The 12,744-nt window shown below is 66.8% G+C and carries 8 protein-coding genes and 1 rRNA gene; all 9 read right to left on the reverse strand.

Going from position 1 to position 12,744, the window contains the following annotated elements; genetic code table 11:
• Nucleotides 1-162, reverse strand: a 16S ribosomal RNA gene (locus A3AG_RS31100); the annotation flags it as partial.
• Nucleotides 163-702: 540 nt separating this feature from the next.
• Nucleotides 703-2,874 carry a PQQ-dependent dehydrogenase, methanol/ethanol family gene (locus A3AG_RS0100855; RefSeq protein ID WP_018003727.1) on the reverse strand — a complete coding sequence of 724 codons (2,172 nt, stop codon included), beginning with the start codon at nucleotides 2,872-2,874 and terminating at the stop codon, nucleotides 703-705.
• 34 nt (nucleotides 2,875-2,908) lie between these two features.
• A complete protein-coding gene (locus tag A3AG_RS0100860; RefSeq protein WP_115678338.1) occupies nucleotides 2,909-3,814 on the reverse strand; it encodes a transporter in 906 nt (301 codons plus the stop codon).
• A 131-nt stretch (nucleotides 3,815-3,945) separates the two neighbouring features.
• A complete protein-coding gene (locus A3AG_RS0100865) occupies nucleotides 3,946-5,364 on the reverse strand; it encodes an aldehyde dehydrogenase family protein (protein WP_018003729.1) in 1,419 nt (472 codons plus the stop codon).
• A 297-nt stretch (nucleotides 5,365-5,661) separates the two neighbouring features.
• Nucleotides 5,662-7,548: a sigma-54-dependent Fis family transcriptional regulator gene (locus tag A3AG_RS0100870; protein ID WP_018003730.1), complete on the reverse strand. Its 1,887-nt coding sequence runs from the start codon at nucleotides 7,546-7,548 to the stop codon at nucleotides 5,662-5,664.
• Nucleotides 7,549-7,743: 195 nt separating this feature from the next.
• On the reverse strand, nucleotides 7,744-10,110 hold the full coding sequence (locus A3AG_RS0100875; protein WP_018003731.1) for a DNA polymerase II: 2,367 nt from the start codon (nucleotides 10,108-10,110) through the stop codon (nucleotides 7,744-7,746).
• A gap of 76 nt (nucleotides 10,111-10,186) precedes the next feature.
• Nucleotides 10,187-10,678, reverse strand: a complete 492-nt coding sequence (locus A3AG_RS0100880) for a VOC family protein (RefSeq protein WP_018003732.1) — start codon at nucleotides 10,676-10,678, stop codon at nucleotides 10,187-10,189.
• Between the two features lie 183 nt (nucleotides 10,679-10,861).
• On the reverse strand, nucleotides 10,862-11,464 hold the full coding sequence (locus tag A3AG_RS0100885; RefSeq protein ID WP_018003733.1) for a glutathione S-transferase family protein: 603 nt from the start codon (nucleotides 11,462-11,464) through the stop codon (nucleotides 10,862-10,864).
• A 62-nt stretch (nucleotides 11,465-11,526) separates the two neighbouring features.
• Nucleotides 11,527-12,744 (reverse strand): biotin/lipoyl-containing protein (locus A3AG_RS0100890; RefSeq protein WP_018003734.1); only part of this gene is annotated, 1,218 nt, incomplete at its 5' end.

Below are 12,744 nucleotides of genomic sequence, written 5' to 3' on the forward strand. Positions count from 1 at the left end.
CTAATCTTTCGACTAGTTATCCCCCACGACAGGGCACGTTCCGATGTATTACTCACCCGTTCGCCACTCGCCGCCAGGCCGAAGCCCGCGCTGCCGTTCGACTTGCATGTGTAAGGCATGCCGCCAGCGTTCAATCTGAGCCAGGATCAAACTCTTCAGTTCAATCTCTGTGTGGGTCCGAAGACCCTCGCTCTTTCGAGCGGTCGCTCACTCTCAGAAAACTGACTGACCAGATCCGAAGACCCGGTCACGTTTTGCTGTGCGAGCACTGTATAACTTTTAAGCTAAAAGACCGAAGTCTTTCGCATCCGCTATCAAGCGCCCACACTTATCGGTTGTTTGTTTGTTAAAGAACTTCGCTTCCCGGCTTTGCCGTTCAGCGCGCTGCGTTGTCTGCAGCGAAGGATCGAGACTTTAAAGAAATTTTTTCGATTAAGCAACTGATTTCGAAAAATTCTTTATTGCGCCGGGCGCCCTCTTTCGAGTCAATTCTTGCGCCCCCTCCTTACCCGTTGCGCGATGCCTTGCGAACGAGGGGGCGAATCTTAATGCCTGGATGCCTGCCTTGCAAGTGTTTTATCCGACGCGACTAAAAGAGGCTCTTTTGTCACCCCTCAGTTGCGCTGCCCCCAGGCGAGATCCATATCGCCTGGAGGCAGGCTGTCGGATTCGACCCGCCTTCACCTGAACGGCGGCAGAATCTCAGTCCGCCAGTTTCTTCGGCCGCACCGCATCGGCCGTACCCTGGATGAAGGCCTGGATCTTGACCACGTCTTCGGCGCTCAGCTTACCGGTGAAATCCGGCATGCCCTGGCCGACGTAAGGACCGTTGAACACGATCTTGTCCAGGTTCTGGATCAGGCCAGAGCCCACGTAAGCGAGGTTGGGAATATTGCCGCCCTTGTCGACACCCGGCACGCCATGGCAGAACACACAGTTATTGACGTACAGCTTCTGCCCTTCCTGTACATGGGCGGGGTCGTACTTCACGCCCTGCAGCAGCTCGGCCATCGGATACGGCGCGGAGGCCGGGGCCTTGGCCTTGCCGCCGATGGCAAAGGTGTAGACCGTGCCGGGGGCCTTGCGGTCGGTGGCGCGAGCGCTCAGGCCGAACACACCGCCCCAGCCCACCGCGATCGACACGTATTGCTTGCCGTCCACGATGTACGTGACCGGCGGCGCCACCACTCCGGTGCCGGTTGGGGTCTCCCACAGCTTCTCGCCGGTCGCCGCATGGTAGGCGACGAAGCGGCCGTCGGCGGTGCCCTGGAACACCAGGTCTCCGGCCGTGGTCAGCGTGCCGCCGTTCCACGGCGCGGCGTAGTCCTGCTGCCAGACCGCCTTCTGCCGGACCGGGTCCCAGGCGATCAGCCGCCCCATCGGCTTGCTTTTCGGCGGCTCGGCATTGACCAACATGCCGAGGTTCCAGCCCACTCCGCGGTGCGCCTCCGGCGAGTCCTTCTGGTTATGCACCCAGTGCTTGTTGTCGGCCAGCGTCAGCGGCACATGCTGCGCCGGGATATAAGCCAGCCGCAGGCGCGGGTTGTAAGACATGGCATGCCAGTTGTGCGCGCCGAACGGTCCCGGTATGGCGTCCACCGGCTTGCCGGAAGTGTCCGCCTGCGGCGTCTCGATCGGACGTCCGTTCTTGTCATAGCCAGATGCCCAGTTGACGTCGACGAAGTTCCTGGCCGAGATGAACTTGCCGTCGGTGCGGTCGATCACGAAGAAGAAGCCGTTCTTGGGCGCATGCAGCAGCACCTTGCGTGGCCGGCCGTCGATTTTCAGGTCGGCCAGGATGATGTCCTGGGTCGAGGTGTAGTCCCAGTTGTCCCCCGGCGTTTCCTGGTAGTGCCAGACATAGTCGCCGGTGTCGGGGTTGAGTGCCACCACCGAGGCCACGTAGAGGTTGTCGCCACCCTTGGGGCTGCGCACCTTGCGGCTCCAGGGACCGGCGTTGCCGGTGCCGATGTACATCAGGTTGAGCTCGGGATCGAAGGCCATGGTGTTCCACACCGTGCCGCCGCCGCCGTTGACCCAGTACTTGCCGGCCGGATCCCAGGTGCCGGCGGCGCGCGCCATGGCGTCGTTCTCGAACGGCTTCGAGGGGTCGCCCGGCACCGTGAACCAGCGCCACTGCTGCGCCCCGGTTTCGGCATCATAGGCGGTGATATAGCCGCGTGCGCCATATTCGGCGCCGCCGTTGCCGATGATGACCTTGCCCTTGTACACGCGCGGCGCGCCGGTGATGGTGTAGGAATGGCTGCGGTCGACGATGGTGTCCTGCTCCCAGACCTTCTTGCCGGTGGCGGCGTCGATGGCGATCAGCCTGCCGTCGAAGGCGCCGACGTACACCTTCCCCTTGTGCAGCGCGACGCCGCGGTTGACGACGTCGCAGCAGCCCTTGTAGGCCATCTCGCGCGGCACTTTGGGATCGTAGGTCCACAGCTTCCTGCCGGTGCGTGCGTCGATGGCGTGGACCACGCTCCACGGCGCCGTGACATACATCACGCCGTCCACCACCAGCGGCGTGGCCTCGACGCCGCGCGTCGATTCGAGGTCATAGGACCACGCCAGGCCCAGCTTTGCCACGTTGCCGCTGTGGATCTGGTCGAGCTTGCTGAAACGCGTTTCCGCGTAGTCGAGCCCGTAGGTAGGCCAGTTTGCGGTGCTGGCCTCATTGGCGCGAATCGCCGCGCCATCGATGCGCAGGGTGGCGGCGCGGATCTGCTGCGCGGCAAGCGGCCTCGCCTGGCTGCCAGCCGTTGCATCCGCTGCCAGCGCGCCCGCGGACGGCAGTGTCAGCAGCGCCAGTGCGACCGCTGCCCGAGTGCGCCCGTGCGCGCCCGCACCGGCTTGTTTGCGTACTGTCATATTGTTCTCCTCTCTCTTTCCGTTCCGGGCGTGTTCAGAAAACCTTGAGCAAACGAAGATTGAAACGGCTGCTCTCCAGCGGGCCATTGCGTACCGTGATGTCGCGTCCATAGGTGCCAAGCACCTGGACGGCAGGCGTAGGGAACCACGCCATGCCCACTGAGAATTTGGACGTATTGGTGTGGTCGTTGCGCGATACGCCGTTCACCTTGCTTTCGCCGCCGGCCGCGTAGGACAGCCCGCCGCGGATGTCGAAGCTGTCGGTCAGGTGGTAGCGCAGCCATGCCTGCCCCTGGACCAGCGGATCCTGCCGCAGCGTGGCAGCGCTCGGGCCGAATTTGTCATTGCTGCCGAAGAAGGTCACGTCGGCGACCAGGTCCAGCGTGAACCTGTCGACCAGCGGCGTGATATAGCCCGCCTGCAGCGCGAACTTCCAGCGATGCTCGCCCAGGTTCAGCGGCTGGTCCTTGTCGTAGCTGCCCACCGGCACGAACAGGAAGGGCGTGATGCCAAAGTAGCGCTTCTTTTCCGGCTGGTTCACCAGCCACACCGTGGCGGTCAGTATCAGGTCGCCCACGCCGCTGGCGCTGCCAAGCGCGCTCAGGTTATCGGTCGCACGCAGCTTGCCGAACGGCAGCAGGAATTGCGGGTCGACGGTGTAGCCGCCGATCTCCATGAAGCGCACGTAGCGCACGATGCCGATATCGGAATCCAGGTTGCCGCCGGCGATGCGATTGCCACCGGCGTAGACCTTGTCGCGCTCGGCGTGCTGGTAGTACAGCAGGCCAAGGTTGGTGCCTGCCGGCAGTGCGGTGTAGTCGCCCGCATCCACGTCGATCGCCAGCGCCGGCGCCGCGCCCAGCAGCAGCGCCGCGCCAGCAGCGCTGCGGCGCAGGGCCGAGCGCATCCCCGGGCGGCATGCCGTCCGTAGCTTCTTCATGTCTCCTCCATTTCTTGTATTTGATTTGCCGTGCTCCGGCACGGCGAGCTGGCCCTGCCGCCCGCGGGCGGCGGGTAAGCAGGCAAGCGGGTAAGCGGGTACGCGACTAAGAGGGTAAGGGGCTAAGCGGTTCAGCCCGCCTGCTGGCGCGCGATATTGATCACGCTCAGTTGCGCATACTCGGCCAGGCCCTCGGCCGCGAACTCCACGCCCAGGCCGGACTCCTTCGCGCCCACCAGCGGGATATGCGGACCGAAATGCAGATGCTGGTTGACCCACGCGGTACCGACATCGAGCCGCCGCGCGACCGCGCAGGCGCGCTGCGGGTCGGACGACCATACCGAACCGCCCAGGCCGTAAGGCGAGGCGTTGACGCGCGCCACGGCCTCGTCGATATCGTGGTACTTCAGCACCGGCAGGATGGGCGCGAACTGCTCTTCGGCCACCACTTCGTTGTCGTCGGGCAGGTCGCGCACAATGGTGGGCGCGACAAAATAACCGTCGCCACGCAGCGCGGCGCCACCCGTCAGGATCTTGCCATCGCGACGGGCGGCGGCCAGGAAGCGGCCCGCCTTGTCGAACTGCATGGCGTTCTGCAGCGGTCCGATGGCAACGCCAGGCTCCGCGCCATTGCCGACCACCGCTTTACTGGCCAGGTCGGCCAGCGCCTCGCACAGCTCGTCATGGATCGAGGCGTGCACGTACAGGCGCTTGAGCGCCAGGCACACCTGGCCGCAATTGTAGAAGGCGCTGGCGAAGATCTTTGCTGCGATGTCCGCCACCCTGGCATCGTCGAGCACGATGGCGCCGTCGTTCCCGCCCAGCTCCAGCGTGATGCGCTTGAGCCGCGGACCGGCGCTTTCCATCACCTTCTTGCCGGTTGCGGTGGAGCCGGTGAAGGACACCTTGGCCACGTCCGGGTGCGCGGTCAGGAAAGCCCCGAGGTCGTTGCGGTCGGTGATCACATTGAGCACGCCCGGCGGGAAGATGTCCTGGGCCAGCGCACCCAGCCGCAGGGTAGTCAGCGGCGTGGTCGGCGCGGGCTTGAGCACGACCGTGTTGCCCATCAGCAGCGCGGGCGCGATCTTGTAGGCCGCAATCAGCAGCGGGAAATTCCATGCGGCAATCGCCGCCACCACGCCCAGCGGCTTGTGATGGATTTCGATGCGATGGGTGGCGTCGTCCTGCACCACCGCGACCGGTAGCTCGAGTCCGGCCAGATGCCGGACGAAGGCTTGCGCGAACGCCAGCTCCTGATGCGCCTCCGCAAGCGGCTTGCCCTGTTCCAGCACCAGCGACGCTGCCAGCTCTTCGGCATTGGCGCCGATTTCGTCCGCGAAGCGCAGCAGCAAGGCGCGCCGTGCCGGCAGGCCCGATGCGGCCCAGCCCGGCTGCGCGGCCTTGGCGGCGGCTACCGCGTCGCGCGCCTCGCGTTCCGTGGCGCACGACACGGTGGTGAATACGTGGCCGGTGGCAGGGTTGATGACATCCAGGCGAGCCGTGCCCCCGACCAGTTTTCCGCCTATCAGCAGTGCTGCGTTGCTTGCCATGTGCTTTGTCTCCTTTGGTCCCTTTGGTCCGTTTGGTCCGTACGCGCGGCTCTTGCCGCGCGCTCGGCTCCCTGGACGCAAAGGCCGTGCCCGCACTCCGTCACGGCGCCGGCAAGACGCATAATGGCCGTCTTCCCGCAACTTCCATCCGCTGTGCGGGCGCGCGTGAAGCGCGTACCTGTAGCAGTCTGAGGCAGTGTCTCGGTACAGCTGCGACACCGCGTTGGCACGCCATGCAAAGAAAGACCCCGCAGCCTTGCACAGGCTGCGGGGTCAGATGCGCAACGGCGCCGTGGCTCAGGCGGACTTGCTGCGCGCCAGCTTGCGGTACAAGGTCGCGCGCGAGATGCCGAGCGCGCGCGCGGCCTGCGAGCGGTTGCCGCCAAGGGCCGCCAGCGTGCGGTGGATCAGCTCGCTCTGCATGTCGGCCAGCATGGTCGACTGCGTCTCGGGCCTGGCAGGAACAACGCCGGCAGACGGAGCGCCGCTCGCTGCCACCGTCAGCCAGCCCTCGTCGAAGTGTTCGCGTTGGACCAGCTCACTGCCGCCGGACAGCGCCATCGCGGCACGCAGCACCTGTTGCAGTTCACGGATGTTACCCGGCCATTGATGCGCCATCAGCACCGCCATCACATCGGCTTCCAGCCGCTTCGGGCGGCCGCGCGCCAGCGACTGCATCATGGCGTCGATCAGTTCGGGCAAGTCGGTGCGCTCGCGCAGCGCCGGCATGCGCACCGACATGCCGCTCAGGCGGTAGAACAGGTCCTGGCGGAAGCTACCCTGGCGCACCAGTTCGTCCAGGTTGCGGTGGGTGGCGCAGATAACCGAAATATCGACCGGCACCGGCTTGCTGCCACCGACGCGCGTCAGGCTGCGCTCCTGCAACACGCTCAGCAGTCGCGTCTGCAGCGGCAGCGGCATATCGCCGATCTCGTCGAGGAACAGCGTGCCATGGTTGGCCTGCTCGATCTTGCCGATGCTGCCGCCCTTGCGGCTGCCGGTGAACGCACCGTCGGCGTAGCCGAACAGCTCTGCCTCGGCCAGGCTTTCGGGAATCGACGAACAGTCCAGCGCGACAAAGGCGCAGCCCGGGCGGCTGGCGTCATGCAGCGCGCGCGCCAGCAGGCTCTTGCCGGTGCCGGTCTCGCCCAGCAGGATCACCGGCACCTGCTCGCCGATGACGGTCACGGCCTTGTCGAAGGCGCGCGCGAGGGTGGCGTCGGCAATCAGGCAGTCGGCGCCGCCGGCGGCCTTTGCCGCAGCGCTGCGGTGGCGTCGCGCGTGCTGCTCCAGCGAGACGAAGAAACGCTCCCCGCTGCGCGCGCTCAGCGAGCCCAGGGAGGGTCCCGTGCCGCCATGCAGGCCGCCGGCAAAAACGTCGCGCAAATCGATGCCCTCGCCGCTACCGGAGCGCAGCCCAAGCATTTGCCGGGCGGCACGGTTGGCGGCGATGATCACGTCGTCGTCGGAAATGGCGATGATGCCCTCGGCCGGCGTATGGAGCATGCGATGGTCGTGGTGCAGATGCACGATGCGGCGGGCCGGCAGCCTTGCGTAAAGGCGGTTCTCGATCGACATCGCTGCAGCCTGCACGCGGCTGAGCGCGTAGGCGGGCAAGTCCACGCCGAAGCCGGTGACATCGAGCACGCCGATCAGCCGGTCGTTGCAGTCGTAGATCGGTGCCGCCGCGCAGACCACGTCGACGAGCTCGTTCAGGTAATGCTCGCCACGCCTGATCTCCACCGGCACGCCCCCTTCGCGCAGCACGCAGCCGGGAGCATTGGTGCCGAGCGCGGCTTCGCACACCTGCTTGCCACCACGGATTGCGGCCGCGCCGGCGGGCGCCGCGGCCGGACGGTTGCCGGCGCTGACGATCATGCCTGCCGCGTTGGTACAGAACACCAGCCAGTGCTGCGCTGGGAACGCGCGCGCCAGGATCTCCATGTCGGCGCCGGCGGCTTCGATCAACACCTGGTGCTCGGCCTCGAGCCGCTGCAGCTGGCCATGCGTGACGAAGTTGCTGTACAACGCACGATCCTCTGGCCGGAGCCCCGAATTGGCGGCGCGCTCCCACGAGCGGGCTACCAGCTCGGGCACCGCGCCGGGCGGAATCAGTTTGCCGTCGAAAAAGTTGCGCCGCGCAATTTGCACGTCACGTGCCGGGCCATCCACCGCATGCCTCATCCCTTTGTCTCCACGCTGTTGCTCTACTCGGGCTACGACCTGGGGGCGCCCGGTGGAAGGGAACTTTATGTGAGCCCTACCCTGTTTTCAAGCCTGTGACAGCTGCGCCATGGTTTTCACCTAAAGCGGTGCTGTTTCGCTTCCAGCCAGGTGTCTCAATTTGAGGCACCAGCCGTGCGGGAACCACAGCCTTGGCTACTGCGGAAACAGCGCCATCTGGCCCGACAGCAACGTCTCGAAGCTATCGTCCAGGAATGGCAGGATGGCATCGGCGATCGGCTGGAGCTGTCTTGTCACGTAGTGGCCGTAGTCGATCGGTGCGGTGCGGACCTCCAGCGGCTCGGGCCCGGCAACCGTCATCACATAGCTGATCCAGCCGCCCTGCTGATACTGGCGCGGACGCCCGTGGCGCGCGTTATAGTCGTCGGCGATGCGTGCGGCGCGCACATGCGGCGGCACGTTGCGCTGGTAATCGTCGAGCCGGCGCCGCAGCCGCTTGCGGTAGACCAGTTCCTGGTCCAGTTCCCCGGCCAGCGTGCGGCGCACGATGTCGCGCACATAGTCCGCATACGGCTCGCGGTTGAAGACCTTTTCGTAGAGCGTCTGCTGGAAGCGCTGCGCCAGCGGCGACCAGTCGGTGCGCACCGTCTCCAGGCCCTTGAATACCATCTCGCAGGTGCCGTCCGGCCGCTCGACCTGGCCGGCATAGCGCTTCTTGCTGCCCAGGTCGGCGCCGCGGATGGTCGGCATCAGGAAGCGCCGGAAGTGCGTCTCGAACTGCAGTTCCAGCGCGCTCTCCAGCCCATAGACCTGCCACAGGTGGTCGCGCCACCAGTCGTTGACGTAGGCGACCAGGCTGCGCCCGATCTGCGTGGCGTCGGCCTCGGTGCGGGCGCGGCGCAGCCAGACGAAGGTGGAGTCGGTGTCGCCGTAGATCACCTCGTAGCCGCGCGCCTCGATCAGCGCGCGGGTCTGCCGCATGATTTCGTGCCCGCGCATGGTGATCGACGACGCCAGCCGCGCGTCGAAGAAGCGGCAGCTGCTGGAGCCGAGCACGCCGTAGAACGCGTTCATGATGATCTTGAGCGCCTGCGCCAGCGGCTTGTTGCCATCGCGCTTGGCGGCCTCTCGGCCTTGCCACACGCGTGCCACGATGGCCGGCAGGCAGTGTTTGGTCCGCGAAAAACGCGCTCCGCGGAAGCCCGGCACCGCATCGGCATCGTCCGGATGCGCCAGCCCTTCGACCAGGCCAACCGGATCGATCAGGAAGGTGCGGATGATCGACGGGTACAGGCTCTTGTAGTCCAGCACCAGCACGGATTCATACAAACCGGGGCGCGAGTCCATGACAAAGCCGCCCGGGCTGGCCTCGGGTGCCTGCTCGCCCAGATTGGGCGCGACCAGGCCCTGGCGGTGCATCAGCGGCATGTAGAGATGCGTAAAGGCCGCCACCGAGCCGCCGCTGCGGTCGGCCGGCAAGCCCGTGACGGTGGCGCGCTCGAGCAGGAACGGCAACAGCTCGGTCTTGTCGAAGATGCGCGTCACCAGCTCGCAATCCCGCAGGTTGTAGCGTGCCAGCGCCGGCTTGTCATGGGCGAACATGCGCTCGATGGCGTCCATGCGGTCATACGGATTGTCGATCGCCTTGCCCTCGCCGAGCAGCGCCTGCGCCACCGCTTCGAGGCTGAACGACGGAAAGTTCCAGGTGGCGGAGCGCAGCGCCTCGATGCCGTCGATGATCAGGCGCCCGGGCGCACTGGCGAAGAAGTGCTGCTGCACGTTGTGCTCGCGCCATTCCATTTCCGCGCCGCCCCGCCCCAGCCGCAGCGGCACCTGGAACTGGCGCGCCTGCTCCTGCAACACGCGCAGGTCGAACTGCACCAGGTTCCAGCCAATGATCGCATCGGGATCGTGCTCGGCCAGCCACCGGTTCAGGCGCTCCAGCAATTCGCGCCGGGTGGCGCAGTAGCCGAGCGAAAAATCGACGTCCGCGGGCGTGTGCGGCGCCGGCCCCAGCACGTAAACCTGGCGCTGGCCGCAGCCCTGGAGCGCGATCGAATAGAGCTCGCCGGCCGCGCTGGTTTCGATATCGAGCGACACCAGCCGCAGCGCGGGCCGGTAGTCGGCCGACGGCTTCATCTGCGCGTTGCGCAGCGCGCCGGCGCCATCCGGCTCGCCGTCGAACCACACCGGCGCGGTGATGAAGCGCTCCATCAGATAGCGCTCCGGCGGGCGGATATCGGCTTCATATACGTCCACGCCCGCCTCGCGCAGCGACCTGGCCAGCTGGATCAGCTGCCGGTGCTGGGCGCAGTACAGGCCCAGCACCGGCCTAAGCTGGAAATCGCGTAGCGCCAGCGGGCGCAGCTCGACCCCGCGCTCGCGCGACAACAGCGCCTCGGCACGCTCGCGCTGCACCGCCGGCACAAAGGCGACCGACGGCTGCGCGGCCAGCCGCAGCCGACGCGGCCCGTCGTCGGTTGCCAGCCAGAATTCGACTTCGGTCCCGCCTGGCGTATCGCGCCAGTGCCGGGTCAGAATGAAGCCTTGCTGGAGTGCCACGATGCTGCAGGATCGAGAATGGAAATGCTGTCGAGATGCTGGCCGACGCCGATCGCGACGCCGCGCGCCTGCCGGGTCAACCCGGCGCTGCGCCCCGCCTTGCCGCCTCGATTGTGGCAATGTCGATCTTGCGCATCGTCATCATCGCATCGAACGCGCGCTTGGCGGCGGCCCGGTCGGGGTCGGTGATCGCCGCCAGCAGCGCGCGTGGCGTGATCTGCCATGACAGGCCCCAGCGGTCCTTGCACCAGCCGCACTCGCTTTCCTGGCCGCCGTTGCTGACGATGGCGTCCCACAGCCGGTCGGTCTCGGCCTGGTCGTCGGTCGCGATCTGGAACGAGAAGGCCTCGCTGTGCTTGAAGTGCGGGCCTCCGTTCAAGCCGACACATGGGATGCCGGCGACGGTGAACTCGACCGTCAGCACATCGCCCTCCTTGCCGTCCGGATAGTCGCCCGGTGCGCGCATCACGGCGCCGACCGCGCTGTCCGGAAAAGTCTTGGCGTAGAAGTTTGCCGCCTCCAGCGCATCGCGGTCGTACCACAGGCAGATCGTGTTCTTGCCAGGCATGTTGCGTCTCCTTGAAGACACGGCGCCGGACATCCGGCGCCGGGTGGGCCAGCGTGCCGTTGCGACCGGCGCCGTTGGCCGGGACTCCAATGTCTCACACTCCGGGGGGCAATGCAGGCCGTGGCGGCGTCACATCGACGGGCAGCCCGCCGGCAAGCCGCGCCCGAAGGCACGCCGGCTTCACTAGGCTTTGGCCGCGCGGACGAAGGCGTCGCGCGCGGTGATGCGCTCGACATAGTCCTGGATGCGGCGGCTTTCGCGGATGCGCGGCGCACCGAACTGCCCCGCCCATGCCAGCGACGCGCCCAGGTAGACGTCCGCGGCGCTGAAGCTGTCGCCCAGCACGAAGGGACCCGGTGACAGGGCTTTCTCGATGGTGTCGATGACCTCGTCATAGTCGCCCCAGCCTACAGTCTGCCGGGGCAGCGGCGCCTGTGCGCGCATCATGCGGTCGGTCAGCGCGGGCTCGAAGCAGCTGCCGCAGAAGAACAGCCAGCGCAGCACCGTGCCGCGCGCGGACGAGCCCGGCGGCGGCATCAGTCCGGCTTGCGGATAGGCATCGGCGAGCCAGGCGATGATCGCGCCGTTCTCGGTCAGTACGGTGCCGTCGTCCAGCACCAGCGTGGGGATCTTGCCCATCGGATTGATCGCCAGGAAAGCCGGCGCCCGGCTTTCCCCCTTGGCGATATCGATGTGCTGCAACGCGTAGTCGGCGCCAACCTCCTCCAGCATCCAGCGCGCCACCGACGCGCGGCTCTGCGGGTTGTAGTAAAGCGTCATGGTCATACCGTCCTCCCGGCCTCGGCCCAATGGATTCGAGGCAGCAGGATAGCACCGACCCGGCGCCGTCAGTCACTGAAAGCGAGCAGTTGCGCGCCTTCGGCAACCTGCTCGCCAATGCCGTAGAGCACTTCGCTGACGACACCGTCGGCGGGGGCGCAGATGGTGTGCTCCATCTTCATCGCCTCCATCACCAGCAGCGGCGTGCCGCGCGCGACCGTGCTGCCGGCCTCGACCATCACGGCGATGACCTTGCCCGGCATCGGCGCGGTCAGCTTGCCGCCCTCGCCTTCGGCCTCGCCGGCATGCGCGAGCGGATCGAGCCACGTCAGCGTGGCGTGGCGGCCGCCATGGAACACGTGGCACTCGTCGCCATCCAGGTGGACCTGGCCGTGCGCGCGCCGCGTGCCGAGGTTGAGGCGGATCTCGTCCCCCTGGCAGGTATAGGCGAAGGGCGCGGCCTGGTCGGCATAGCTAAGCGTGCTGCCGCGTTCGTTGCTGTCCAGGGTCACGTCGAGCACCTGCTCGCCATGGCCGAAGCGCAGCCGGCGCGACGCACCGCCGTTCAGCCGCCACGCGCCAGCGTGGGTCCACGGCGAGTGCTGGTCGGCGGCATCGATGCGGCGCTGCTGGTTCTCACGCGCCAGCAGCGCCGCCACCGCCAGCGCGATCGGTTCCATGCCGACCGGCGCGGGCGGCGGGAACAGGACCGCCTCGTTGCGCGCGATCAGCCCGGTGTCGAGGTCGGCGGTGCGGAACGCTTCCGACTTCACCAGCCGCTGCAGGAAAGCCACGTTGGTCGACAGCCCCACCACGTGGTACGCCGCCAGCGCCTGGCGCATGCGCGCCAGCGCCTCGTCGCGGTCCCTGCCCCAGACGATCAGCTTGGCGATCATCGGGTCGTAGAACGGGCTGATGGTGTCGCCCTCGCGCACGCCGGCGTCGATGCGCACGCCGGCCGGGCCGTGCGGGTTGCCGTCAGCCCCGCCGCCGCGCATGAACTGCACCGCCGGGGGCGTGCGCAGGAAGCGCAGCGTGCCGGTGGACGGCAGGAACTGCTTGTCGGGATTCTCGGCATAGATACGCGCTTCCAGCGCGTGGCCGTCGATGCGCAGCTGGTCCTGCGTCAGCGGNAACGCTTCGCCCGCCGCGACGCGCAGCTGCCATTCGACCAGGTCCTGGCCGGTGATCATCTCGGTCACCGGATGCTCGACCTGCAGGCGCGTGTTCATCTCCATGAAGTAGAACGAACCATCCTCGCCGTTGGAATAATCGGCGATGAATTC

The organism is Cupriavidus neocaledonicus, assembly GCF_000372525.1.
GTDB lineage: Bacteria > Pseudomonadota > Gammaproteobacteria > Burkholderiales > Burkholderiaceae > Cupriavidus > Cupriavidus neocaledonicus.